Below are 23,584 nucleotides of genomic sequence, written 5' to 3' on the forward strand. Positions count from 1 at the left end.
AGTGGGTCTTCCATAGCCTAGAGGCATGGCAAACCAGCAGTCGCGATCGGGTGCCGGGCGCCCCAGTTCGGAGGTCCTCCGACGGCGGCGCACGGTCGCCGCCGTATTGGCGATGGTGGTCCTCGGGCTGCTGGCGTGGGGCGTCGTCGCCTTGGCCGGCCTTTTCGGGGCCAACGCGGATCCGGACGCCGCCGGGGGCGCGGCCGCGCCGTCGTCGGCCGGGTCCTCTGTGTCGACGTCCCCAGGGTCCGCGTCCGCTTCCCCGTCCGGCGCCGAGGGATCGCCGTCGGCCTCGGCCTCGGAGGAAACGGCGCCGGAGGACTGCGGGGCGGGGAACATCTCCGTCACGGCGGACACGGACCAGTCCGCCTACGGGGCCAACGAGGACCCGGTGCTGGTGATGTCCATCGAGAACACCGGGGATGCCGAATGCACGGTGAACGTCGGAACCGCCGAACAGGAGTTCACGGTGGTCAGCGGCTCGGACCGCATCTTCTCCACCGTCGACTGCCTGGCGGAGGCCACCGACGTCGAGGTGTCGATCGCCGCGGGCAAGACCGAAACCGCCCGCTTCACGTGGGAGCGGCTGCGCAGCGCGCCGGGATGCAAGACGGTCGAGGCCAAACCGCGGCCCGGAACCTACGTCTTCACCGCCAAGCTGGGCGAGACCGCCAGCAACAGGGCGCCCTTCACGCTCCAGTAGTTACATGAACCGGTCCAGCAGGCTGGACTCCGCCACCCGGGACAGGCCTTCGCGGACCGTGCGCGCGCGCTGCTCGCCGATTCCGTCCACGGCCATCAGGTCCTCGATGTTCGCCGCCATCAGGTTCTGCAGGCCGCCGAAACTGGCCACGAGCCGGTCCGCGACCGCGCGCGGCACGGCCTTGATGCCCGCCAGCAGGCGGTACCCCTTGGGGTGCAGGACGGCGTCGAGCGAATCGGTCCCGGGCGTGAAGCCCAGGACGGTGGAGATCTTCCCCAGGTCGATCATGTCCGCCGACGAGAATTCGTGGAGCCTGGACAGTGCCGCCTCGATGTCCTGTGGCTCGCTGCCGAGCTCGGAATAGTCCTTCAGCAGCAGGTCGCTGCCGGCGCCCAACCCCGCGCTGAGTTCGTCCAACTGCAGCGCGAGCAGGCGCCCGTCGATGCCGAGTTCCAGGACGTACTGCGCGATCTCGTCCGAGATGCGCCGCACCATCTCCTGCCGCTGCAGGACCACCGCCACGTCGCGGACCGTCACCATCGCCTCGATCTCGAGCGCCGAGAGCGAACTGGTGACCTGGTCCAGCCGGTTCCGGTAGCGCTCCAGGGTCGCGAGGGCCTGGTTGCCGCGCGCGAGGATCGGCTCGGAACCCTCGAGGACGTGGCGGATGCCCTGAATGTAGATGGCGATGATCTGCATGGATTGGGAAACGGAAATGACGGGGAAACCGGTCTGGATGGCGACGCGTTCCGCGGTGCGGTGCCGCGTTCCCGACTCCTGCGTGGGAATGGTGTGGTCCGGAACCAGCTGCACCGCGGCCTTCAGGATGTTCGAACCGTCGCGGTCGCACACGATCGCGCCGTCCATCTTGGCCAGTTCACGCAGCCGCGTGGGGGAGAAGACGATGTCGATGTCGAAGCCGCCCGAGGAGATGCTGTCGACGGTCCGGTCTGACCCCAGGACGATCAGGGCTCCGGTGCGCCCGCGGAGGATCCGTTCCAGTCCGTCTCGCAGGTGGGTGCCCGGGGCGACGCGGGCGAGCGTTGTCCGCAGCGCTTCTTCGGGGCTCTTGGGCATGGCGGTTCCTTCCGGCGGTTACCACCATCGTATGTGCCGCCCGCCCGGGCGCGCGCGTCAGGCCCGGAAAGCCACCTCGAGCGCCTCGGTCAGCGTGCTGACCTGCCACACGCGGAACCCTTCGGGCACCTGGCCGGGACCGTTCGGGGAGGCGGGAACCACCGCGTAGCGGAAGCCCAGCCGTTCCGCCTCGGTGATGCGGCGGGCGATGTCCGGCACGGGGCGGACCTCCCCGGCCAGGCCGACCTCGCCGAAGGCGATGAACTGGGACGGCAGCGGCCGGTCCAGCTTGGCGCCGGCGATCGCCAGCGCCGCCGCCAGGTCCACGGCGGGCTCGCTGAGCTTCACGCCGCCGACCGTGGCCACATAGGAGTCCAGGGTGGACAGGTCCAGGCCCGCCCGGCTCTGCAGCACCGCCAGGATCATGGCGGTGCGCGCCGAGTCGAGTCCGCTGGTGGCCCGGCGCGGCTGCGAGTTGGCCGTCTTGGCCAGCAGCGACTGGACCTCCGCGACCAGGGGGCGGCGACCCTCCAGCGTCACCGTGATGCAGGTGCCGGACACGGGCTCCTTGGTCCGCGTGACGAAGAGGCCGCTGGGATCCGCGAGGCCCTCGATCCCGGTCTCGGTGAGGTCGAAACAGCCCACCTCGTCCGTGGGGCCGTAGCGGTTCTTGATGGCCCGCAGCAGGCGAAGGCGCGAATGGCGCTCACCGTCGAACTGGCACACAACGTCCACCAGGTGCTCCAGGAGCCGGGGTCCGGCGATCGAACCCTCCTTCGTCACGTGGCCGACCAGCAGCGTGGTCATGTTCCGCTTCTTCGCGGCGTTGATCAGGGACGCGGCGACCTCGCGCACCTGCGTGACGCCGCCCGCGGCGCCGTCGGTCTCCGACGAGGAGAGGGTCTGTACCGAATCGACGATCAGCAGTTCGGGATCGAGGAGTTCGATCTGGCCCAGTGCGATCCCCAGGTCGGTCTCCGCCGTGAGGTAGAGCGTCTCGGCGACGGCGTTGATCCGCTCGGCGCGCATCTTCACCTGCGCGGCGGATTCCTCGCCGGTTATGTACAGCACGCGGCGCCTGCCGCGGGCCGTCCGGGCGGCGACGTCGAGCAGTAGCGTCGACTTCCCCACGCCCGGTTCCCCCGCGAGCAGGATGACCGCGCCCGGGACCAGCCCGCCTCCGAGCACGCGGTCGAGTTCGCCGACCCCGGTGGGTCGGTAGCCGGCGACGGAGGAGTCGACGTCGGCGATCGGCAGCGCCGGGCGCGAAATGGTGGCCGCCGCCGTCGTCTTGGCGCCGACCTGTCCGATCTCGTCGACGCTTCCCCAGGCCTGGCACTCGCCGCACCGGCCCACCCACTTCGCGGTGGTCCAACCGCATTCGGAACAGCGGTAGGCGGGGCCCGATTTCGCGCGGGTGGAGGTCTTGGTGGCCATGGAGAACGACTCTATCCGCTCGTCCCGACAGCCCGGTGTTCGCCGTGCCGCCTAAAGTCCGGGCAGGTAGCCGACGGCCTCGTCGTGCTGGATCCCGGCGGCCTCCATCAGGTCCACGGTCATCGGGCGCAGGAGCAGCACCAGGCCCTCTCCCTGCACCCCCGCGACGTTCAGGGACTGCGGATTCAACAGCGTGGCGCAGGCGGCCAGGTCCTTCCTGGCCGTGTGCTCGGCGCGGTCCCGGCCGGCCTGCTGCGGTTCCGCGACGGAGCGGGCCAGCACGTCCACGGCATCGGCGAGCTCGTCCAGCAGGGGTGAGAGTTCCTCGATGGCCTCGTCGCTCAATGCCGCGTGGTTGATGACCGAGGCGAGCCGGCGCGCGAAGACCCGGGAGTTGCGCACCGCGAGATCGGCGTTGCCGGCGATCCTCCGGAGACGGATGAGCTCGCCGCGCTGGCGGCGGAACGCGGGCGACATGGTCGCGATCTCCTGGGCCCCGCGCACCGACGCGGGGATGGTGTTCATGAGTGACTGAGTGCCGCGCGCGCGGACCAGGGCATGCCAGGCGAGCGTCGAATCGGACTGGCGCATCGCCGTCGAACTGTCCCGCAGGACCCCGGCCAGCTCGGTCAGGAGGCTGCGTACCTCGTGCGCCGGCTCGCGGCGTGGATCCCGCGGTGTCAGAACGGTGATCGCGAGCGCGACCACCCCGCCGACGATCGCGTCCGCGCTGCGGGAGAACACGCCGTCCTCCGGGGCCGGCAGGAGGACCACGAGCAGCGCCTGCAGCCCCAGCTGCGTGCTGAAGATGGTCCCGCTGTCCAGGAAGCGGGCGACGACGAGCGAGATGAAAACGACGAGGGCCGCCTGCCAGAGGCCGGTGCCGAGGACCGAGAGCAGGACGTCGCCGATCAGGATGCCCAGCGTGCACCCGAAGGCGACCTCCAGGGTCCGCCGCATGCGCGTGTCCCGGCCGAACCCCAACGCGATCATGGCCGACGTCGCGGCGAAGAGCGGGCCCTCGTGGCCCAGGACGATCTCCGCGAACCAATACGCCGAGACGGCGCACACGGTGATCTGGACGATCTTCAGCAGGGACGACTTCACGCGCAGCGCGCCGACGCGGGTGCGCCGCGCGGCGAACGCGGCCAGTCTGCGCAGGGGGTTCGCCGGGGTCATGCCTACAGTTTGCCGTATGCGCGGGGTGACGCGAATCTCACGTGACCGCGAGAGGGCCGCAAGCTAGCCGAAAAGCGTGGGAATAGTGAGGTTTGCCGCCGGTGCGCGGCACCTGTTCATCCCCTGTTCACCTTCGTCCGGACATTCCGTTACCTCGTCCCCATAGCGTCGTTGGCGAGCGATCCCCACCGTTTCCGTTCAATCCCGCTTAACGAAGGAAAAAAATCGTGAAGGTTACCCGTTTCGGCAAAGCCGCAGCAGTCCTGTCCGTCGCAGCACTCGGCCTGACCGCCTGCGGTTCCGACAACGCCACCGGTTCGGCCGGCGGCGACGCCCCGGCCGGGGACTCCTCGGTCTCCGGCACGCTGACCGGCATCGGCTCCTCGGCCCAGAACGCCGCCATGGACGCCTGGAAGGCCGGATTCTCCGCCCAGCACAGCGGAGCGTCGCTGCAGTACTCCCCGGACGGCTCTGGCGCCGGCCGCGAGGCGTTCATCGCCGGCGCCGCCGAATTCGGCGGCTCGGACGCGTACCTGAAGGACGAGGAGATGGAGGCCGCGAAGGAAGTGTGCGGCCCCAACGGCGCGATCAACATCCCCGCCTACATCTCCCCGATCGCGATCGCCTACAACCTCGAGGGCGTCGATACCCTGAAGCTCGACGCCGACACGATCGCCAAGATCTTCAAGCAGGAGATCACCAAGTGGAACGCCGAGGAGATCGCGGCCCAGAACGAGGGCGTCGAGCTCCCGGACACCGCCATCACCGTGGTCCACCGCAGCGACGAGTCCGGCACCACCGAGAACTTCGTCGAGTACCTCGCGGCCGCCGCCAAGGACGTGTGGACCTACGACGTCTCCGGAGACTGGCCCTCCGCCATCCAGGCCGAGAACGCCAAGGGAACCTCCGGCGTCGTCTCCACGACGACTGCCACCGACGGCGCCATCACCTACGCCGACGCCTCCGCAGTCGGCGGACTGGGCACCGTGAGCGTCAAGGTCGGCGAGGAATACACCGAGCTGTCCGCCGAGGCCGCGGCCAAGGCCGTCGAGACGTCCACCCCGGTTGCGGGCCGCTCCGAGAACGACATGTCGCTGGACCTGAAGAGGGACACCACCGAAATCGGTTCCTACCCGGTGGTCCTGGTGTCCTACGAGCTCTTCTGCACGTCCTACGAGGACCAGGAGACGGTTGACCTGGTCAAGGCCTTCGGCGAGTACGTGGTCAGCGAGCAGGGCCAGGACGACGCCGCGAACTCCGCCGGCAGCGCGCCCATGTCCGAGTCCCTCCGCGAGCGGGCGCTGGCCGCGATCGACTCCATCGAGGTCGCGTCCTAGCCATCGGGCGTCCGCGGGCGCGGTACCGGCCAATGTTGGTGCTGATCGGCCCGTGTTGTACTAATAAGTAAGCGAAGTGGGCGGTCCCGTCCCGCGAGACCCGTGGTCGCGCAGGACGGGACCGGCCGTTCGTCCCCTCAAGACAGCGCGTCCGCCCGCCGGATCCCCCCACAGGGCAGCGGACGCCAAAGGACCGAAAGGTCGTTATGACTACCAGTGCGCTGACAAGCCGCGGGAGGTCGGGACAGGCCGGAGACAAGATATTCTCCCGGCTTTCCCTGTCCGCCGGCATCCTCATCCTGGTGACGCTCTTCGCCGTTGCCATGTTCCTGCTCGTGCAGGCCATCCCCGCCTTCCAGGCGGACCCCGCCGACATCAGCGGCGGGGAGGGTTTCTTCTCCTACATCTGGCCCATCGTCGTGGGAACGGTCATCGCGGCCGCCATCGCGATCCTCATCGCGACGCCGATCGGCATCGGCGTGGCCCTGTTCATCTCCCACTACGCCCCGCGCCGTTTCGCCGCGGGCCTGGGCTACGTGATCGACCTGCTGGCGGCGATTCCGTCCGTTATCTACGGCGCATGGGGCTACATGGTCCTGGCCCCGGCCCTGGTGCCGGCGTTCGAGTGGCTGTCCCGGAACGCGGGCTTCATCCCGATCTTCGAGGGCCCCGCCAGCCAGACCGGTAAGACCATGCTGACGGCCGGCATCGTGCTCGCCGTCATGGTCCTGCCCATCATCACCTCGCTCAGCCGCGAGATCTTCCTCCAGGCGCCCGGCCTGCACGAGGAGGCCGCCCTGGCGCTCGGCGCGACCCGCTGGGAGATGATCCGCATGGCGGTGCTTCCGTTCGCGCGGCCCGGCATCATCTCCGCCGTGATGCTCGGCCTCGGCCGGGCCCTCGGCGAGACCATGGCCGTGGCGCTGGTGCTCTCCACCGGCGGCCTGATCCCGTCGCTGATCAAGACCGGCAACCAGACCATCGCCGCCGAGATCGCGCTGAACTTCCCGGAGGCCTTCGGCCTGCGCCTCGCCGAACTCATTTCCGCGGGCCTGGTCCTGTTCCTCATCACCCTCGCCGTGAACATGATCGCCCGCTGGATCATTGCCCGGCACAAGGAATTCTCGGGAGCCAACTGATGAGCCACACAAACACCATGATTCCCGAAACCACCGCCTCCCGGCGCAACCGCCTGTCCAAGGGCAGGCTCCCCCGCTGGGCCATCCCCGCGGTCGGCGCCGGCGCGCTGATCGTCGGCGCCGCGCTGTCCACGCTCATCGGCTTCAGCGTCGCGACGTTCCTGATCCTCGCCGCCGTCCTCTTCGTCGTCGCCGCGACGGCCACGACGGTCGCCGTCGAGGGGCGCCGCCACGGCGGCAACGCCTTCGCGACCTACCTGGTCTACGGCGCCTTCCTCGTGGCCCTCGTGCCGCTGATCTCCGTCATCTGGACGGTGCTCGAGCGCGGAATGCCCGGGATGACCTACGACTTCCTGTTCACGTCGATGAACGGGATGACCGGAGCCATCGACAACGAGACCGTCGAGGCGGGCACGCCCGTGCTCGGCGGCGCCTACCACGCCGTCGTCGGGACGCTGCTGATCACCCTGTGGTCCACCATCATCTCCGTGCCGATCGGAATGCTGGCCGCAATCTACCTCGTGGAGTACGGCAAGAACGGCGCCCTCTCCCGGGGCATCACGTTCTTCGTGGACGTCATGACCGGCATCCCGTCGATCGTGGCCGGCCTGTTCGCGGCGGCCCTCTTCGGGCTCCTGTTCGGCCCCAGCACGCGCATGGGCATCGTCGCCGCCGTCGCACTGTCGGTCCTAATGATCCCGACCGTAGTCCGCGCGACCGAGGAGATGCTTAAGATCGTCCCGAACGAACTGCGCGAGGCCAGCTACGCGCTGGGCGTGCGCAAGTGGCGGACCGTCACCAAGGTCGTCATTCCGACGGCGATCTCCGGCATCGCGTCCGGCGTCACCCTGGCCATCGCCCGCGTCATCGGCGAAACCGCGCCGATTCTCGTGACGGCCGGGCTGGCGAACGCCATCAACTGGAACGTCTTCTCGGACTGGATGTCGACCCTGCCGACGTTCATCTACTACCAGATCCTGACGCCGACGTCGCCGACCAACATCGACCCCAGCGCGCAGCGCGCGTGGGCCGCCGCCCTGCTGTTGATCGCCATGGTCATGGTGCTCAACCTCGGCGCCCGCCTGATCGCCCGCATCTTCGCCCCCAAGACCGGCCGCTAGGCCGCCAAGAATTCAGCTAAGGAATCCCATGTCCAAGCGCATCGACGTCAAAGACCTCAACGTCTACTACGGCAACTTCAAGGCCGTCGAGGACGTCAACATCAAAATCGAAGCCAAGTCCGTGACGGCCTTCATCGGCCCCTCCGGCTGCGGCAAGTCCACGTTCCTCCGCACCCTGAACCGCATGCACGAGGTCATCCCCGGAGCCCGTGTGGAGGGCGAGGTGCTCCTCGACGGGGACAACCTCTACGAGGCGGGGGTGGATCCGGTGACGGTCCGCAGCCAGATCGGCATGGTCTTCCAGCGGCCCAACCCGTTCCCCACCATGTCCATCCGCGACAACGTGCTGGCCGGCGTCAAGCTCAACTCCAAGCGCATCAGCAAGGGAGACGCCGACGATCTCGTCGAGTCCTCGCTGAAGGGCGCGAACCTCTGGAACGAGGTCAAGGACCGCCTGGACAAGCCGGGCTCCGGTCTCTCCGGCGGACAGCAGCAGCGGCTCTGCATCGCCCGTACCATCGCGGTCAAGCCGCAGGTGATCCTGATGGACGAGCCGTGCTCGGCACTGGACCCGATCTCGACGCTGGCCATCGAGGACCTGATCAACGAGATGAAGAACGACTACACGGTCGTCATCGTCACGCACAACATGCAGCAGGCGGCGCGCGTGTCCGACAGGACGGCGTTCTTCAACATCGCGGGCACGGGCAAGCCCGGCAAGCTGATCGAGTTCGACGACACCGCCACCATGTTCAGCAATCCCTCCGTGAAGGCCACGGAGGACTATGTTTCGGGCCGCTTCGGATAGGCCGGGCTAGCGTTCCCCGTCCGGCGCCTGCGCCGGACGGGGACGGCCCTGGAGGGGGATCTTCAGGGGATCTTGAGGGGATCGACGGCGGGTGCCGGCTTCGTGCCGGCGCCCGCCGTTTCCCTTTGCGTCAGGCCAGCAGCGGGTGCAGGGAGAGGAACAGGATGCCTGCCGTCAGGGCGCAGACTAGCGGTGTGGCGAGCCAATAGCGCACCATCTGGAGCACGTTGCGCCACATCACGGACCCGAACCGCTGGTTGGCTCCGGCGCCCACCGTTGCGCTGGCCACCGCCTGCGTGGTGGACAGCGGCAGGTGCAGCACCATGGAGCCCAGATACAGCATGGTCGCGGAGACGGCGTGGGCCGTCACGCCGCGCATGGGATCCACGGAGACCAGCTTGTAGCCGAGGGTGTGGGCAATCCTCCAGCCGCCCCCCAGGGCGCCGGCGGACAGGAAGGCGGCGCCCGCGAGCTGCGCGCCGAAGGGAATGGAACCGGGTTCGGTTGCGTGGCCCGCCACCAGCGCCAGCGTGATCATCGCGCCGGTGCGCTGCCCGTCCTGGAGGCCGTGTCCCAGGGCGACGGCGCAGGTGCCGATGCCCTGGCCCGCCCGCCCGATGCGGTTCACGTCGCCGGACGACGAGTGGCGCAGCAACCAGGTCGCCGGGACAACCAATACATACGCCACGAAGTATCCGACGATCGGCGTCAGCACGAGGGGAAGCCCGACGGCCAAAAGGATCAGGCCGACTTCGGCACCCACGCCGTTTCCGTCCAGAACCGCGGAGGCGGCGCTGGCGCCGGCCAATCCCGAGATCGCGGCGTGCGTGGATGACATGGGCAACCCGCGCCAGAGGCAGTAGAGGCCCCAGGCGCCCGCCGCGACCACGGCGGCAAGCATGATGCCCAGCCCTTGTTTCCCGGCGGGGAGGTTCAGCCCGACGGCGGAGACGAGGTAGGCGCCTAATCCGGTGCCGAGCATGGTCCCGGCGAAGACGAACAGGGCGGTCGTCACGACGGCGACCGTGGGCGTCAGGGCGCGGGTGCGGACGGCCACGGCGACGGAGTTGGAGGCGTCGCGATAGCCGTTGAGGAAGGCGTATCCACACATGGCCACGAGCACCACGGCCAGGAAGGGTGTCTCCATCCCGGGCTCAGGACTCCTTGACCAGGACTCGGCCCAGGTGGTCGGCGACGGCGCGCAGGGAATTGGCCGAAGCGAGCAGTTGGTCGGCCACCGCGCGGTGCCTGACGATGGCCGAGGCCTTGTGGAGTTCGCCGATTTCGCCCAGCCAGGTGTGGTGTGTCCGGTGCGCCCGCTTGGTGGTGCGGACCATCTGGAGCCATGTGTCCTCGAGGTCGTCCAGTCGGTCCAGTTCGCCGATGGCGGTCGTGGTCAGTTCCGTCTGTCGGGCGATGATCTCCAGCTGCTCGGCGGCGCGTTCCGACAACCATTTGACGCCGGGTTGGCCCATGAGTTGGCCCGCGCCGGACAGGTCGGTCACGACCTCGTGCAGCAGCCGGGAGAAGGTGTACAGGTCCTCGCGGGGCAGCGGGTTCACGAAACTGGTGCGCAGGTGCGTCAGCAGGGCGTAGTGCAGGTCGGTGGCGCCGATTTCGATGCGGTTGAGCTCATCCACGAGTTCCGGGCGGTCTTCGGCGATCGACCCCAGCATCTGGGAAAGGACCTCCAGGCAGTTGTGGACCTCCGTGCACAGGCCAAGCAGTAGTTCCAGGGCTCGTTTTTCCGAGGGGAACAGGCTGAATTTCACGAGGTAACCGCCAAGTGGTGTGCGGGGGATGCAAGGGTCGGTTGCAAGTCTACGCACAGGCGACGCGGCGAGGCGGGGCGGTGCCGAACCGGGAACGCCTCTCGGCGGAAGGCCGCTCGAAGCGGCTGCAAGTTGGAGCCCGGGGTTACCGCGGTCCGGCACCGCCTACAGTGTTCTCCCCGCCGCCGGTCCTGTCAACAAGCCCTAGTCAGGCCAGTTCCTCGCGTCTCCAGGCGTGCGCCGCGGCCTCCAAGTCCTCCGCGGTCCGAACCAGCAGATGTGAATTGCGTGTCAACTTGCTCGCGTGGGCGCCGTTGGCGTGTTCCGCCGCGTCGGCATGGTCCACCTGTCCCAGCGCCACGACCCGGCAGAAGGCAGCCGCGCGCTCCAGCGCGACGTCGAAGTCGCCGTCGAACGCCCCGGAGAGAATCGAGTCGGCCATGGTGCGCAGTTCCTCGGCGCCCGGCGGTTCCGCGACGCCGGCGACGACGTGCTCCACCTGGGCCCGCTGGCGTCCGGCCGAGAAGTACGCGGCCATGCGTTCCGGGTCCTGGACGGTCACGGCGCGCAGCGCGTACAGCCGCCAGAGCGCGCCCGGGAGTGAACGCGCGGGGCTTTCGGCCCACATTTCCGCGATGGCTTCGAGCCCCTCCTTGTCCGCGAGCGCCACGAGCCGCTCGGTGACGGCCGGATCCTCGCTGGCGCGGCCGTGATGCACCAGCGCCTGGGCGGCCAGGTGCGCCGCCTCGGAGACGCGGGCCGGATCCGCTCCACCGACGTACGGCTCGAAGTCGGCCGGCGCGAAGGGCTTGGGCTTGTGGTGGCGCGGAGCACCGGATCCGCGGCCTTGATTCGTGGGAGCCATGGCAGGAACGATACTCCCGTCGACGCCGCACGGCGCCGGGCTTGCGCTAGCATGGTGTTCGGCCGTTTTGCGGCCAGGGGCCTTTAGCTCAGATGGTAGAGCATCGGACTTTTAATCCGCGGGTCGCGGGTTCGATCCCCGCAGGGCCCACCCCGGGCGCCCCGCGTCGGCCACGGCCGGCGCGGGGCGCTTTTGGTTCGGCATCGTGACGTCCGCCGATGGAAGGACGCCGGATACGTACGTCGCAGATATCGATCCGGCAACGATGGGCTTGTCCGAGGGAACGGCCGCCGGCCCGTTACCTCCCCGGAGATCCGCGGAATAACGGCGATCGGGGCGTGCCCGCTGGCCTCCCCCCACATCCGCCCAAGAGGCCCTGCCATCCACAAGTGGCGTTTGTCACGGCCGTTGCGAAGGCCGAGCGCCTAGTCTGGTTCCATGCATTCGTTTCCCCGTGCGGCCTTTGCCGTCCTGCTGGCTGCCTGTCTGGCCGTCGGTGTGGGCGCGCCGGCATACGCGGAACGCCAAGTCCCCGCGGGAGGACCGGTTTTGATGGGCAACAACATCGCCGCGGACGGCGCGCGGAATTGGGCGGACGGATTCTCGTCGACGGAATCGGGCAGCGCCGCGGACCTTCGGGTCGCGACCTACAACGTCTCCCTCAACCGTGCCGCGGCGGGGGACCTGGTCTCGGATCTGACCAGTCCCAACAACGCCCAGGTCCAGGCCGTGGCCGAAGTGATCCAGCGCACCGCACCGGACGTGGTGCTGCTGAACGAGTTCGACTATGACGAGGACCACGAGGCCGCGACGCTCTTCCGCGACAACTACCTCTCCGCCGGACAGAACGGCCAGTCGGGCCTCACCTACCCCTACAAGTACGCCGCTCCGACCAACACCGGTGTCCCGATCGGGGCCGACCTGGACCGCGACGGATCCGTGGGCGGCGCCGACGACTCCTTCGGTTTCGGCGATTTTCCGGGCCAGTACGGCATGGTCCTCTACTCGAAGTATCCGATTCTCGAGGATGAGGTCCGCACGTTCCAGAACTTCCTGTGGAAGGACATGCCGAAGAACCTGATGCCGTCCGGCTACTACAGCCCGTTGGTGCGCAACGTCTTCCGGCTCAGCAGCAAGTCGCACTGGGACGTGCCCGTCGACGTCGATGGCCAGGTCGTCCACATGGTGGCCGCGCACCCCACACCGCCCGTCTTCGACGGCCCGGAACGCCGCAACGCCCGCCGCAACCACGACGAGATCCGCCTGTTGAGCGACTACGTCTCCGGCGGCAAGGCCGCCGAGTACATCTATGACGACGCCGGAGCACAGGGCGGTCTCCCGGCCGGTGAGCGCTTCGTCGTTCTGGGCGACCTCAATGCGGATCCGCTGCGCGGCGGGTCCCACGAGGGCGCGGTTTCCCGGCTCCTCGACAACCCGCGGCTCACGGATCCGCTTCCGTCGTCCACGGGGGCGGCCGCCGGCGGGGGATCATGGGGCTTCACCTCGTTCACGCCCGACGGTGTGCCACGGGACGAGTCCGACGATGCTGCCAGGCTGCGGACGGCGGACTTCCGGGGCCGCGGCACCGGACCACTCCGTGTGGATTACGTACTTCCGTCGCGGGACCTCCCGGTGGCCGGATCGGGCGTCTTCTGGCCCTCGGCCGCGGAAGAGGGCGCCGACCTGGTGGGCGGCAACCCGTTCCGGACCAGCGACCATCGGCTGGTTTGGGTGGACGTCAGCCTCTCCGCGACCTAGCCACCCCGGGCAAGGGGCCGAGATGCGATACGCCCGGACCTAGGATGTCCCCATGCCCGAAGCCCTGTTCTCCAAGCCGCACGCGGCGCGCGCGGGCACGCACCTGCTGCTGATGCTGCACGGCTACGGTTCATCGGAGACGGCGATGGCACGGCATTTCGGCACGCTGCCGCCGAACGTGACGGGCGTCGCACTCCGCGGCGGACTCGATGTCGGCGGGGCCAGCGGTTGGTTCCTGCTGGACTATTTCCTGGCGCATGACTTCGCCGACGTCGTCGCTTCCGCCCAGTCGGTGCTGGACTTCCAGGACGCCCACGCCGAAGCGTTCGAATCGGTGAACCTGTTCGGCTACTCGCAGGGCATGGCCATGGCCACCACGCTGATGCGGCTGAGGCCGGGGGCGTACCGCTCGGCGGTCGGGCTGAGCGGGTTCGTGCTGGATAGCAAGCTCCTCGAGCTGATCGATCCGGAACCGGGGGGCCCGGTCGGCCGCACGCCGTTCTTCTGGGGGCGCGACCGGGCTGATCCGGTCATCAACGCCGACGCGGTCGAGCACACAGCCGGGTGGCTGCAGCGGCATACGCGGCTGACCGCGCGGACCTACCCCGGCATGGGGCACGCCACGAGCGCGGACGAGCTGCGCGACGCGGCGGCGTTCCTGCGGCACTACCTGCCGCGGGAGGGCGTCTAGAGGTCGTTCCGGGTTTCGTTTCGCGTCACGGCCTCGCCGGTGTGCGGGTCCTGGAGGGTCCGCGACTCGCTGACCCGGCGCCTGGACCGCGGCATGCCGACGACCAGCGAGATGATCACGCCGAGGACGCCCGCGGCCATCAGGATGTAGCCGACGATCGTCAGGTCGACCCCGGGGACCGCGTCGCTGACGGCGAACGCGAGGATCGCCCCGAGGGCGAGGAGGAAGATGGAAAGGCCAATGCGCATGGGGGTGCCCCTTTCGACTGCGGCGGCAACAACCGCCGTGTGGCCGGTGCCACAACACCCAAACTACCCTTGACCGGGCCAAACCACACGGCATGGACACCGCGATTCGCATCCCTCGCGGTCGTCGGTTCCACCCCATAGAGTGGTGCTGTTATGACAGACAAATTCACTTCCGTGGTCCTCGGCGAGGACGGCAAGCCGGTGCCGGGCATCCAGGGCGCCATGCTCAGGGCGATCGGCGTCCAGCGGCCGTTGGTCCTCGCCTACCTGTCCAGGCTGCACCGAAAGAACCCCGGCGCCAGCGCGGCCGAACTGGCCCGCCTGATCGAACGCGACTATCTCGTGGCCGTGACCGGCGGCGGCGCCGCGGTCGGCGCGACCGCCGTCGTGCCCGGGGTCGGGACGGTGGCCTCGCTGGGACTCTCCGCCGCCGCGACCGTGGGTTTCCTGGAGGCGAGCGCGCTCTACGCGCAGTCGCTGGCGGAGCTTCACGGCATCACCACCGCGGATCCGGACAAGGCGCGCGCCCTGGTGATGGCCGTCCTGATGGGCGAGGAGGGCAGCTCCATGATCTCCGCGCTCACGCATCAGGCCGCCGGCAAGGGCGCGGGTCCGGTCCGCGGATGGGGCTCGGTGTTCGGCGCGACCGGCCAGGGCGGCATGTGGGGCGGCATCTCCAAGAGCGTCCAAAAGCGTTTCCTGCGCCGGATGCTGGCGACCCAGGGCGCCTCGCTGCTCGGGCGGGCCATCCCGTTCGGCATCGGCGCCGCCGTTGGCGGCGCCGGCAACCGTTTCCTCGGCAAGAAGGTCGTCGAGGCCGCGTCGCTGGCCTTCGGCCCGCTGCCGACCATCATCCCGGGCGAGCTCGCGAAGGCATCGGGACGGTCCCAGGGGCACGACGGCGGCGCGATCCAACGCGCGCAAGCCGACGTCGAGCGCGACATCGAGGCCGAGCGCCGGCGTCGTTCCGGGTCCTAGGAAGTCTCCGCGCGGACCCACGCCCGAGACGTAGCCGTCCGTAGGGCTACCGCAGCAGCAGGTCCGCGGCCGCGAAGATCGTCAGCCCGGCGAGCGAGCCGACGACGGTTCCGTTGATGCGGATGAACTGCAGGTCCCGTCCCACCTGGAGCTCGATCTTCCGGCTGGTCTCCGCGCCGTCCCAGCGCGCGACCGTCTCGCGGATGACGTCGGCGATCTGGCCGCGGTAGGTGCGCACCACGTAGCCGACGGCACCGGCCACCCAGGCGTCCACCTTGCCCGCCAGCCGGGCGTCCTCGGTCAGCCGCCGTCCGAGGTCCGCGACGGCGCGAACGAACGAGCGCCGCAGTTCGGACTCCGGGTTCTCCACCGCGTCGACGAGCGCCGCCTTGATGCTGGCCCAGCCCGCCGCGGCCAGCTCGCGCAGCTGCGGGTCCCCCAGCAGCGAATGCTTGAGCCGCTCCACCTTCGCCACCGTGTCCGCGTTGGACTGCATGTCGGCCGCGAAGTCGCCCAGCCAACCGTCGATGCTTCGGCGCAGGCTGTGCCCGGGGTCCGCGCGCACGGCATCGATGAACCGGCCCAGCTCGCGGTGCAGCTTCTCGCCGACCAGCTGGTCCAGCGCCCCGGGCAGCCACGTGGGGGAGCGCTCGGCGACGAGTCCGACGACGGTCGCGCGGTTCGCGGCGACCCAGTCCGCCGCACGGTCGGCCAACAGGTCCACGAGCTGGCGGTGGTGGCCGTCGCGCACCACCGTCTCCAGGACGCGGCCCAGCGTGGAGGACCACTCGGGGGCCAGCATGTGCTTCCGGGCGAGGGACTCCAGCAGGCGCAGCACGTCCTCGTCGTCGAGGACCCCGAGGACGCCGCGGATCACGGTCGCGCCCTCCGTGGCCACGCGTTCGGCGCCCTCGGGCCGGGCGAGCCAGGCGCCCGCCGTCGCCGCGAGCGCCAAGCCGTCCAGTTTCCGGGACACGATCTCGTCCGACAGGAAATTGTCCTGCACGAATCCGCCGAGGCTCTCGCCGATCTGGTCCTTCTTGCGCGGGATGATGGCCGTGTGCGGGATCTTCAGCCCCAGCGGATGGCGGAACAGCGCGGTCACGGCGAACCAGTCCGCCAGCGCGCCGACCATGCCCCCCTCGGCCGCCGCCCGCACGTACTCGAGCCACGGGTACCGGTCCTGCAAAGAGAAGGACACGGCGAAGACGACGGCGAGGACCACCAGCAGCCCGGTCGCCAGCCGCTTCATGCGGGTCAGGGCCACAGCCCGCTCCGCGTCCGTCGTCGCTCCGGTTTTCGCGTCGGTGGTCTCGTCCATCGTGGGCTCCTCGCGGCTGGGCGTCATCTCTAGGGCTAGGCGGCTCCCAAGGCTTCAACGATAGTTCACCCGCTCCGTCCCCCCATGCGGTGCCGGAGCCGGAATCATCGCGTATTTTTGGGAATATGCAGAGAGTCTTCGCGCACCGCGGCTCCAGCCTGGCCTACGCCGAAAACACCCGCGCCGCGTACCAGCAGGCCATCGACGAGGGAGCGGACGGCGTCGAGTGCGACGTCCAGCTGAGTCAGGACCTCCACGTGGTCTGCCACCACGACCAGACGGTGGACCGGACGTCCGACGGCACGGGGTCCGTCGCCGGGTACACCCTGCGGGAGCTGCGCCGCCTGGACTTCTCCTCGTGGAAGGGGGCGCGCATCCCCGACCCGTATGGGGCCCGCTCGCAGCAGCTGGTCACGCTGCCGGAAATCCTGGCGATGACGCGACTGGCGGACCGGGAAATCGGCCTCGCGATCGAACTGAAGCACCCCAGTCCGTTTGGCCGGAAGCTCGAGGAACGGGTCCTGGCGGAACTGATGCGGGCCGGATGGGACCCCGAGACCTCCCGGATCGGGAAGGTCGCCGTGAGCCTGATGAGCTTCGACCCCGGTTCGATCGACTACCTGCTCCAGGGCGTTCCCGGGCACCACCTCTGCCAGCTCGTGACCGGGATCGACGAGGACTTCATGGACGACTTCGGGATGATCGGCCGCGCGGCCATGGAGCAGGTCATCCTCCGCACCCTCGACGGCGGCATCGACAGGCTGGACGCCGGGGCGGTCGGCATCGCCGGCCCCGGGGTGGCGTTCGCGCGCGCGAATTCCGAGACCCTGCGTCGGTGGATCGGGGCCGGCCTGCGGATCCGCGCCTGGACGGTGGACGCAGACGACGACGTCGACTACCTCGTGGGGCTCGGCGTGCAGGAACTGACCAGCAACCGTCCCGCCCACGTCAAACGGCACCTCGCCGCCCGGAACGGTGCGGTGCCACCCGCCCTGGCCGCGTCCCCGCAGGCGATCCCGCACTAGACTGGACTGGTGAAATTCGCCCAGTCGCCCGCCGTCAAGGTCGGCGCCGCCATCGCCGTCGCGACCGGGCTCTACGGCATCTCCTTCGGGGCCCTGGCCGTGGCCTCGGGGCTCGACGTCTGGCAGGCCGTGGCGCTCAGCGCCCTGATGTTCACGGGCGGTTCGCAGTTCGCGTTCATCGGCGTGCTGGCCGGCGGCGGAGGCGGGTCCGCCGCGTTCGGGGCCGCAACCCTGCTGGGAGTGCGCAACGTGGTCTACGGAATGCAGATGAACGCCCTGCTCCGGCCCTCCGGATGGCGCAAGGCCCTCGCGGCGCACGTTACGATCGATGAATCCGCGGCGACGGCCTCCGGGCAGACCGAGCCGGGCGAGCGGAGCCGGGGGTTCTGGGTCGCGGGCCTCGGCGTGTTCGTGATGTGGAACCTCTTCACGGTCGCCGGCGCGTTGCTCGGCGACGCGCTGGGCGATCCCAAGGCGTGGGGCCTCGACGGCGCGGCGGTCGCTGCCTTCCTGGGACTGCTCTGGCCGCGGCTCCGCTCGGGTCAGCCGGTGGCGCTCGCCGTCGTCGCCGCCCTGGTGACCGTCCTGGCCGTGCCGTTCGCGCCGCCGGGCCTGCCCATCCTGGTGGCGGCACTGGTCGCCGGGATCTGGGGCTGGTTTGTCCGGGGCCAGGACGGGGAGGGCCTGGAGCCGGACGTGGATCCCTACGCCGCGGAGCACGCGCGGGCGGCGGGGGAGGCGGCGCCGTGAGCCTCTGGGGTTGGATCCTGGTGGCCTGCGCGGTCGCGTACGCCACGAAGCTGCTGGGCTACCTGGTGCCCGCCCGCCTGCTCGACAACCCGCACGTCACCCGCGTCGCCGGCGCGCTCACCATCGGACTGTTGGCCTCGCTCACCGCGGTGAACGCGTTCGGCTCCGGCCAGGAGCTGGCACTCGACTCCCGCCTCGGCGCGCTGCTGGCCGCCGGCGTCGTACTGGCCCTCCGCGCCCCGTTCCTGGTGGTGGTGATCGTCGGGGCGGCCACCGCGGCCCTCCTGCGCCTGGCGGGATTGCCCTAACCCGGCGACGGTCCGGCGCTCCCGGGCGCACGTCCGCGCCCGTAATCGAATCGTGATCGTCGGCCCTGTGATCCTTCCCGGGAACGCGTGAAACAAGTCTTGAATGAGACTAGGCTCACATCATGCACCGACGCTCCGAACCCGGAGGGCCGACGTCGTCAGGCGCGGCTGCCGGTGCCAGGACTCGAACCCAGGAGAAGCCATGACCCACAATGGCAGGCCGAAGCGAACGGCCGCCCGCCGCTTTGCCACCATCACCACATCGCTCGCGATCGGGGCGCTCGTCCTCAGCGGATGCGCCCAGAGCGAGCGCGAGGACGCGGACGCGGGGGCCGGGGCTGACAGCGACGTCAACTCGACCTTCATCTTCGCGGCGTCCTCGGACCCGCAATCCCTCGACCCGGCCTTCGCCTCCGACGGCGAATCGTTCCGCGTCTCCCGCCAGATCTTCGAGGGCCTCGTCGGCACCGAATCCGGAACCGCGAACCCGGCCCCGCTGCTGGCCGAGTCCTGGGAGAACTCCGAGGACGGACTCGTCTACGACTTCAAGCTCAAGGAGGGCGTGAAGTTCCACGACGGCACGGACTTCAACGCCGAAGCCGTATGCGCCAACTTCGAACGCTGGTACAACTTCGAGGGCATCCAGCAGGCGGCCAGCGTCGGCTACTACTACAACGCGCTGTTCAAGGGCTACAAGGACAGTCCCGAGAACGCCGTCTACGAGTCGTGTGAGCCGGTCTCCGAGTCGGAGGCCAAGATCACGCTGGCGAAGCCGTTCGCCGGCTTCATCGCGTCGCTGTCCCTTCCGGCGTTCTCCATGCAGTCCCCGGCAGCCATGGAGGAGTTCGGCGCCGACGAGATCAGCGGGACGTCCGAGGCCCCGGTGCTCTCCGAGTACGCGACCGGCCACCCGGTGGGAACCGGCCCGTTCAAGTTCGGCAGCTGGGACAACGGCCAGCAGATCGAGCTCTCCTTCAACGAGGAGTACTGGGGCGAGAAGGGCCAGATCGAGCGCATCGTCTTCCGCGTCATCGAGGACCCGGTGGCCCGCCGCCAGGCGCTCGAGGGTGGCGACATCGACGGCTACGACCTGGTGGCCCCGGCCGACACCGCGGCACTGGAGGAAGCCGGCTACAAGATCATGGCCCGCGACCCGTTCACCATCCTCTACCTCGGCATGAACCAGAAGGTGGAGGAGCTGGCCAAGCTCGAGGTCCGCCAGGCGATCGCGCACGCGATCGACAAGGACGCGCTCATCAAGCAGACGCTGCCGGAGGGCACCAAGAAGGCCATCGAGTTCATCCCGGACTCCGTGAACGGCTACAACCCCGACGTCGAGGCGTACGACTACGACCCGGAGAAGGCGAAGCAGCTACTGGCCGACGCCGGCTACGAGGACGGCTTCGACCTGGACTTCAACTACCCGACCGGCGTCTCACGGCCGTACATGCCGACGCCGGAGCAGGTGTTCACCAACATCAGCGCCCAGCTCGCGGAGGTCGGCATCAAGGTCAACGCGCAGCCGGACAAGTGGAGCCCGGACTACCTGGACCGCATCCAGGGCGGTGCCGACCACGGCATCCACCTGCTCGGCTGGACCGGCGACTACAACGACACCGACAACTTCGTCGGCGTCTTCTTCGGCGGCGAGAAGCCGGAGTTCGGCTTCAACGACCCGGAGCTGTTCGGCAAGCTCACCGAGGCGCGCGGCGTCCCGGTCCTCGAGGAGCAGACCCCGCTGTACGAGGAGATCAACGCGGACATCGCCGAGCTCGTCCCGGCCGTCCCGCTGGCGCACCCGGCGCCGTCGTTGGCCTTCAACGAACGCGTCGACTCGTTCCCGACCAGCCCGGTCAACGACGAGGTCTTCAACGAGATCAAACTGAACAAGTAGCCCCTCATCGCGCGCGGCGGCGGGCCCGGGCCCGCCGCCGCGCCGTCTTGACCACTCTCGAGAGGACCCCGTGCTCAGAGTCATCGGCAAGCGGCTAGCACTGCTTGTTCCCACCCTCTTCGGCCTGTCGATCCTGCTGTTTCTGTGGGTCCGCAACCTGCCCGGCGGGCCGGCCACCGCATTGCTCGGCGACAAGGCCACCCCGGAGGCGGTCGCCCGCATCAACGAGCTCTACGGCTTCGACGAGCCCATCCTGTCGCAGTACTTCCTCTACATGGGCAAGCTGCTCACGGGGGACTTCGGGGTCAGCCTGCGCACCGGCCGGCCCGTCCTGGAGGAGTTCGCCAGCCGCTTTCCCGCCACCATGGAACTCAGCGCGGTGGCGCTGGTCTTCGCGATCGGGATAGGCATCCCGCTGGGCTACTGGGCGGCCAGGAACGTCGGCAAGTGGCAGGACCACGCCTCGGTGCTGATCTCGCTCTTCGGGATCGTGATCCCGGTGTTCTTCCTGGCGTTCATCCTCAAGTGGGTGTTCGCGATCCAACTGCCGTGGTTCCCCACGGACGGACGCCAAAGCCCGCGGATCAACGCCACCCACGTCACCGACTTCTACGTCCTGGACGGCCTGATGACCCAGGAGTGGGACGCGGCCTGGGACGCCTTCGTGCACCTGATCCTTCCCGGCGTCGCCCTGGGCACCATCCCGCTGGCGATCATCGTGCGCATCACGCGCGCCTCCGTCCTCGAGGTCATGAACGCCGACTACGTCCGCACGGCCAGGGCGAAGGGCCTCTCGACAACCCTGATCCGCAACCGATTCATCCTCCGCAACGCCATGTTGCCGGTGACCACCACCATCGGCCTCCAGCTGGGGCTGCTGATCTCCGGGGCGGTGCTGACCGAGACCGTGTTCGCGTTCAACGGGATCGGACGGTTCCTGCGCGATGCCATCTTCACACTCGACTATCCGGTGCTGCAGGGGTTCATCATCTTCATCGCGATCATCTATTCGCTGATCAACCTGCTGGTTGACGTTTCCTATGGCCTTATCGACCCGAGGGTGCGTGTGCAATGAGCATGACTCTTCCCCCCGCCCCCGGCGGACCCGAAATGTCCCCGGCCGGAGACGGCGCCGCCGCGCCTCCGCCGTCGTCCGAGGTCCGGGATGCCAAGGGCACCAGCGTCTGGCGCGACGCGTTCATCCGGCTGCGCCGCAATCCCGCCGCCATCGCCGGAGCCGTGATCGTCCTGGCGTTCCTGCTGGTGGCGGTGCTGGCGCCGATCCTCGCGCCGTACGGCGGCAACGACCTCCCGGGACGCACGGAGATCACCCCCACCAACATCCCGGGACCCGGCGAGATCGACGGCTATCCGCTGGGCCTGGACCGTTTCGGCGGCGACGTGCTCTCCAAGCTCATCTGGGGGGCGCAGGCGTCGCTGACCATCGGCGTCGTGTCCACCGCCATGGGCCTGGTCGGCGGCATGATCCTGGGGCTGCTGGCCGGCGGGATCGGCGGCTGGGTGGACAACGTGATCATGCGGTTCGTCGACATCCTGCTGTCCGTGCCGAACCTGCTGCTGGCGGTCTCCATCGCCGCGGTGCTGGGGCAGGGCGCCTACGCGATCATGATCGCCATCGGCGTCTCCGCCGTCCCGATCTTCGCGCGGCTCCTGCGATCGTCCATGCTCCAGCAGAAGGGCGCCGACTACATCCTGGCCGCGCAGACCCTGGGCCTGAGCCGGCGCACCATCACCATGAGCCACCTGCTGCCGAACTCCGTGGGCCCGGTCATCGTCCAGGCCACCCTGACGCTGGCCACCGCGGTCATCGACGCGGCCGCGCTGTCCTTCCTGGGGCTCGGCGGCGGCGTGCCGCAGACCGCCGAGTGGGGGCGCATGCTTACCTACGCGCAGGCCGAGCTCGGCATCGCGCCGCAGCTCGCCTTCCTGCCGGGCATCTGCATCGCCATCACCGCGCTGGGCTTCACCCTCCTGGGCGAATCCCTGCGCGAGGCGCTGGACCCCAAGTCCCGCCAGCGCTAACCCCCCCCCAACCCCGCGAAGTGGACAATACAACGGTTTGTTAACCGGCGGTATTGTCCACTTCGCGATGTTTTTTGCGCTGGAAGCGGGGGATTCCGGCGGCGTCGAGCTTCGCGGCCAGGCGTCGCGGATCCTCGAGGTCGGCCCAGCCCCACCGGACGACGCCGCACCCCGCCGCCCGCAGCCGGTCCTCCCGCAACTTCTCGGAGACCACGACCTCCGAAGGGTCCTGTCCCGACAGTTCCCGCGACCGCGCGTACTTCACCATCCCGTCGAACTCGCCGACCACGTTGACGGACGGCCACCAGAAATCGGCCCTGCCGGCCAGCCCGCGCGCGTCCCGCACCTCGCGTTGCAGCACGGGAGCCACGAAGCCGAGCTGGTGGATCACCGCACGGCTACGCGACTCGCCCGGGGACTCCGACGCGGGATCGGCGAACCTCACCGCCGCAAGCATCCGCCGCCGGGGCGCGGCCGAAGACTCCTTCCGCGCCAAGGCGGCGAGCTGCGCGCGGGTTCTCCGGTGTTCCGCCAACGCGTCGCGGCCCGCCATGACGGCATCCAGTACGACGGCGGAAGCGTCCAGTCGGAGGTCGGCGAGTGTGTCCGCGAGGGTGGTGTCCAGATCCGTGCAGTGGAGCCTGACCTCGAGTTCTTCGGAGTCGACGTGTGCCCTGCCCATGCCCTCCACGCGATGTCCGGTGACCGGAAAACCCGACGGCGGTCGCCCCTCCGGCGGCTTGGCGTAGGCCAGGGTCCCGCGCCGTGCCCCGACCCTGGCCGGGTGTCCGACCAACACGTGGACGCGGTCCGGGACCGTGGCCAGCGGGATGCCGAGCAGGACCAGCGCCGTCTCCCGGCAGAAGACGTAATGGTGTTCGGCGAGGGCGAGCCCCGCCGTCGTCAGCAGGTATCGGTCCCACGTCGTGGCGCCGATCCAATCGTCCGTGTCGATGTACACGCCGCGCATCAGCCGCACCAGAACGCCGGACTCGTATTCGCGGGCGACGGCCCGGAGGCTGCCGCCGGCCCTGCGGACGGAGGCGGAGGTGACGATGCGCGCTGCGGGAAACTCCATGGAACCAGCGTGGGCCGGAGCGCGGGCCCACGCCCGCCTTCTGGTCGGGCTG

The 23,584-nt window shown here is 69.3% G+C and carries 23 protein-coding genes and 1 tRNA gene; 15 read left to right on the forward strand and 9 right to left on the reverse strand.

The genetic code is table 11. The annotated features are described in order from the left end of the window. Positions 1-25 precede the first annotated feature (25 nt). Entirely contained in the window at positions 26-703 is a 678-nt protein-coding gene (locus tag ACHAAJ_RS08340; RefSeq protein ID WP_435727626.1) for a hypothetical protein, read from the forward strand. Here ACHAAJ_RS08340 and disA read toward each other — a convergent pair whose 3' ends face one another. The 3 genes from disA to ACHAAJ_RS08355 are packed head-to-tail and all read right to left on the reverse strand — an operon-like array spanning position 704 to position 4,396. Continuing rightward, positions 704-1,780: a DNA integrity scanning diadenylate cyclase DisA gene (disA, locus tag ACHAAJ_RS08345; protein WP_435727627.1), complete on the reverse strand. Its 1,077-nt coding sequence runs from the start codon at positions 1,778-1,780 to the stop codon at positions 704-706. It abuts the gene before it with no gap. A 57-nt stretch (positions 1,781-1,837) separates the two neighbouring features. Then, the gene (radA, locus tag ACHAAJ_RS08350; RefSeq protein ID WP_435727628.1) at positions 1,838-3,217 is read right to left on the reverse strand and encodes a DNA repair protein RadA; all 1,380 of its coding nucleotides are present in this window, start codon (positions 3,215-3,217) and stop codon (positions 1,838-1,840) included. A gap of 51 nt (positions 3,218-3,268) precedes the next feature. Further along, on the reverse strand, positions 3,269-4,396 hold the full coding sequence (locus ACHAAJ_RS08355) for an FUSC family protein (protein WP_435727629.1): 1,128 nt from the start codon (positions 4,394-4,396) through the stop codon (positions 3,269-3,271). A 227-nt stretch (positions 4,397-4,623) separates the two neighbouring features. On the opposite strand from ACHAAJ_RS08355, the gene ACHAAJ_RS08360 reads away from it, so the two are divergent. The 4 genes from ACHAAJ_RS08360 (at position 4,624) to pstB (ending at position 8,801) form a co-directional block, all read left to right on the forward strand. After that, the gene (locus tag ACHAAJ_RS08360) at positions 4,624-5,733 is read left to right on the forward strand and encodes a phosphate ABC transporter substrate-binding protein PstS (protein WP_435727630.1); all 1,110 of its coding nucleotides are present in this window, start codon (positions 4,624-4,626) and stop codon (positions 5,731-5,733) included. A gap of 206 nt (positions 5,734-5,939) precedes the next feature. Beyond that, complete coding sequence (gene pstC, locus ACHAAJ_RS08365; RefSeq protein ID WP_435727631.1) at positions 5,940-6,872, forward strand: phosphate ABC transporter permease subunit PstC; 933 nt, start codon at positions 5,940-5,942, stop codon at positions 6,870-6,872. After that, positions 6,872-7,993 carry a phosphate ABC transporter permease PstA gene (pstA, locus tag ACHAAJ_RS08370; RefSeq protein WP_435727632.1) on the forward strand — a complete coding sequence of 374 codons (1,122 nt, stop codon included), beginning with the start codon at positions 6,872-6,874 and terminating at the stop codon, positions 7,991-7,993. The genes pstC and pstA overlap by 1 nt, the downstream gene beginning before the upstream one ends. A gap of 28 nt (positions 7,994-8,021) precedes the next feature. Next, positions 8,022-8,801, forward strand: coding sequence for a phosphate ABC transporter ATP-binding protein PstB (gene pstB / locus ACHAAJ_RS08375; RefSeq protein WP_435727633.1), 780 nt, complete (start codon positions 8,022-8,024; stop codon positions 8,799-8,801). Positions 8,802-8,931: 130 nt separating this feature from the next. On the opposite strand, the gene ACHAAJ_RS08380 is transcribed toward pstB, so the two are convergent. The 3 genes from ACHAAJ_RS08380 to ACHAAJ_RS08390 form a co-directional block, all read right to left on the reverse strand. Beyond that, positions 8,932-9,948, reverse strand: a complete 1,017-nt coding sequence (locus tag ACHAAJ_RS08380) for an inorganic phosphate transporter (protein ID WP_435727634.1) — start codon at positions 9,946-9,948, stop codon at positions 8,932-8,934. Positions 9,949-9,955: 7 nt separating this feature from the next. Next, positions 9,956-10,573 (reverse strand): hypothetical protein, encoded by a 618-nt coding sequence (locus ACHAAJ_RS08385; protein ID WP_435727635.1) that lies wholly within the window; start codon positions 10,571-10,573, stop codon positions 9,956-9,958. Between the two features lie 208 nt (positions 10,574-10,781). Beyond that, positions 10,782-11,438, reverse strand: coding sequence for a hypothetical protein (locus ACHAAJ_RS08390; protein WP_435727636.1), 657 nt, complete (start codon positions 11,436-11,438; stop codon positions 10,782-10,784). A 77-nt stretch (positions 11,439-11,515) separates the two neighbouring features. Here ACHAAJ_RS08390 and ACHAAJ_RS08395 point away from each other — a divergent pair. From ACHAAJ_RS08395 to ACHAAJ_RS08405, 3 genes are all read left to right on the forward strand, one after another. Beyond that, positions 11,516-11,588, forward strand: a tRNA-Lys gene (locus ACHAAJ_RS08395). A gap of 288 nt (positions 11,589-11,876) precedes the next feature. Further along, a complete protein-coding gene (locus ACHAAJ_RS08400; RefSeq protein WP_435727637.1) occupies positions 11,877-13,196 on the forward strand; it encodes an endonuclease/exonuclease/phosphatase family protein in 1,320 nt (439 codons plus the stop codon). A 52-nt stretch (positions 13,197-13,248) separates the two neighbouring features. Next, complete coding sequence (locus tag ACHAAJ_RS08405) at positions 13,249-13,887, forward strand: alpha/beta hydrolase (RefSeq protein WP_435727638.1); 639 nt, start codon at positions 13,249-13,251, stop codon at positions 13,885-13,887. Here ACHAAJ_RS08405 and ACHAAJ_RS08410 read toward each other — a convergent pair. Then, positions 13,884-14,135, reverse strand: a complete 252-nt coding sequence (locus ACHAAJ_RS08410) for a DUF6458 family protein (RefSeq protein WP_435727639.1) — start codon at positions 14,133-14,135, stop codon at positions 13,884-13,886. The two genes, ACHAAJ_RS08405 and ACHAAJ_RS08410, sit on opposite strands and share 4 nt — an antisense overlap. Before the next feature lie 153 nt (positions 14,136-14,288). Here ACHAAJ_RS08410 and ACHAAJ_RS08415 point away from each other — a divergent pair, with 153 nt between their 5' ends. After that, positions 14,289-15,113, forward strand: a complete 825-nt coding sequence (locus tag ACHAAJ_RS08415; RefSeq protein WP_435727640.1) for a hypothetical protein — start codon at positions 14,289-14,291, stop codon at positions 15,111-15,113. Between the two features lie 46 nt (positions 15,114-15,159). Here the strand turns inward: ACHAAJ_RS08415 and ACHAAJ_RS08420 are convergent, their stop codons facing one another. Continuing rightward, a complete protein-coding gene (locus ACHAAJ_RS08420; RefSeq protein WP_435727641.1) occupies positions 15,160-16,434 on the reverse strand; it encodes a DUF445 domain-containing protein in 1,275 nt (424 codons plus the stop codon). Between the two features lie 125 nt (positions 16,435-16,559). On the opposite strand from ACHAAJ_RS08420, the gene ACHAAJ_RS08425 reads away from it, so the two are divergent. From ACHAAJ_RS08425 to ACHAAJ_RS08450, 6 genes are all read left to right on the forward strand, one after another. Then, positions 16,560-17,459: a glycerophosphodiester phosphodiesterase gene (locus tag ACHAAJ_RS08425; RefSeq protein WP_435727642.1), complete on the forward strand. Its 900-nt coding sequence runs from the start codon at positions 16,560-16,562 to the stop codon at positions 17,457-17,459. Between the two features lie 9 nt (positions 17,460-17,468). Next, complete coding sequence (locus ACHAAJ_RS08430; RefSeq protein WP_435727643.1) at positions 17,469-18,209, forward strand: AzlC family ABC transporter permease; 741 nt, start codon at positions 17,469-17,471, stop codon at positions 18,207-18,209. Further along, positions 18,206-18,517 carry an AzlD domain-containing protein gene (locus ACHAAJ_RS08435; RefSeq protein WP_435727644.1) on the forward strand — a complete coding sequence of 104 codons (312 nt, stop codon included), beginning with the start codon at positions 18,206-18,208 and terminating at the stop codon, positions 18,515-18,517. Before ACHAAJ_RS08430 ends, ACHAAJ_RS08435 begins: the two co-directional genes overlap by 4 nt. Before the next feature lie 202 nt (positions 18,518-18,719). Further along, entirely contained in the window at positions 18,720-20,411 is a 1,692-nt protein-coding gene (locus ACHAAJ_RS08440; protein ID WP_435727645.1) for an ABC transporter substrate-binding protein, read from the forward strand. A 70-nt stretch (positions 20,412-20,481) separates the two neighbouring features. After that, complete coding sequence (locus tag ACHAAJ_RS08445) at positions 20,482-21,486, forward strand: ABC transporter permease (RefSeq protein ID WP_435727646.1); 1,005 nt, start codon at positions 20,482-20,484, stop codon at positions 21,484-21,486. Continuing rightward, the gene (locus ACHAAJ_RS08450; RefSeq protein ID WP_435727647.1) at positions 21,483-22,454 is read left to right on the forward strand and encodes an ABC transporter permease; all 972 of its coding nucleotides are present in this window, start codon (positions 21,483-21,485) and stop codon (positions 22,452-22,454) included. Before ACHAAJ_RS08445 ends, ACHAAJ_RS08450 begins: the two co-directional genes overlap by 4 nt. 40 nt (positions 22,455-22,494) lie before the next feature. On the opposite strand, the gene ACHAAJ_RS08455 is transcribed toward ACHAAJ_RS08450, so the two are convergent. After that, the gene (locus tag ACHAAJ_RS08455) at positions 22,495-23,532 is read right to left on the reverse strand and encodes a type IV toxin-antitoxin system AbiEi family antitoxin domain-containing protein (RefSeq protein ID WP_435727648.1); all 1,038 of its coding nucleotides are present in this window, start codon (positions 23,530-23,532) and stop codon (positions 22,495-22,497) included. Positions 23,533-23,584 lie beyond the last annotated feature (52 nt).

It is taken from the genome of Arthrobacter arnarulunnguaqae, from assembly GCF_051262515.1.
GTDB lineage: Bacteria > Actinomycetota > Actinomycetes > Actinomycetales > Micrococcaceae > Arthrobacter_N.

Excerpts from the sequence above, each read along its gene's own strand:
- ACHAAJ_RS08380 (WP_435727634.1), bottom strand. The coding sequence starts at position 9,948 with ATGGAGACACCCTTCCTGGCCGTGGTGCTCGTGGCCATGTGTGGATAC.
- ACHAAJ_RS08450 (WP_435727647.1), top strand. The coding sequence starts at position 21,483 with ATGAGCATGACTCTTCCCCCCGCCCCCGGCGGACCCGAAATGTCCCCG.
- ACHAAJ_RS08425 (WP_435727642.1), top strand. The coding sequence starts at position 16,560 with ATGCAGAGAGTCTTCGCGCACCGCGGCTCCAGCCTGGCCTACGCCGAA.
- ACHAAJ_RS08340 (WP_435727626.1), top strand. The coding sequence starts at position 26 with ATGGCAAACCAGCAGTCGCGATCGGGTGCCGGGCGCCCCAGTTCGGAG.
- ACHAAJ_RS08420 (WP_435727641.1), bottom strand. The coding sequence starts at position 16,434 with ATGGACGAGACCACCGACGCGAAAACCGGAGCGACGACGGACGCGGAG.
- disA (WP_435727627.1), bottom strand. The coding sequence starts at position 1,780 with ATGCCCAAGAGCCCCGAAGAAGCGCTGCGGACAACGCTCGCCCGCGTC.
- ACHAAJ_RS08400 (WP_435727637.1), top strand. The coding sequence starts at position 11,877 with ATGCATTCGTTTCCCCGTGCGGCCTTTGCCGTCCTGCTGGCTGCCTGT.
- pstB (WP_435727633.1), top strand. The coding sequence starts at position 8,022 with ATGTCCAAGCGCATCGACGTCAAAGACCTCAACGTCTACTACGGCAAC.
- ACHAAJ_RS08440 (WP_435727645.1), top strand. The coding sequence starts at position 18,720 with ATGACCCACAATGGCAGGCCGAAGCGAACGGCCGCCCGCCGCTTTGCC.
- radA (WP_435727628.1), bottom strand. The coding sequence starts at position 3,217 with ATGGCCACCAAGACCTCCACCCGCGCGAAATCGGGCCCCGCCTACCGC.
- ACHAAJ_RS08405 (WP_435727638.1), top strand. The coding sequence starts at position 13,249 with ATGCCCGAAGCCCTGTTCTCCAAGCCGCACGCGGCGCGCGCGGGCACG.
- ACHAAJ_RS08390 (WP_435727636.1), bottom strand. The coding sequence starts at position 11,438 with ATGGCTCCCACGAATCAAGGCCGCGGATCCGGTGCTCCGCGCCACCAC.
- pstA (WP_435727632.1), top strand. The coding sequence starts at position 6,872 with ATGAGCCACACAAACACCATGATTCCCGAAACCACCGCCTCCCGGCGC.
- ACHAAJ_RS08455 (WP_435727648.1), bottom strand. The coding sequence starts at position 23,532 with ATGGAGTTTCCCGCAGCGCGCATCGTCACCTCCGCCTCCGTCCGCAGG.
- ACHAAJ_RS08410 (WP_435727639.1), bottom strand. The coding sequence starts at position 14,135 with ATGCGCATTGGCCTTTCCATCTTCCTCCTCGCCCTCGGGGCGATCCTC.
- ACHAAJ_RS08415 (WP_435727640.1), top strand. The coding sequence starts at position 14,289 with ATGACAGACAAATTCACTTCCGTGGTCCTCGGCGAGGACGGCAAGCCG.
- pstC (WP_435727631.1), top strand. The coding sequence starts at position 5,940 with ATGACTACCAGTGCGCTGACAAGCCGCGGGAGGTCGGGACAGGCCGGA.
- ACHAAJ_RS08355 (WP_435727629.1), bottom strand. The coding sequence starts at position 4,396 with ATGACCCCGGCGAACCCCCTGCGCAGACTGGCCGCGTTCGCCGCGCGG.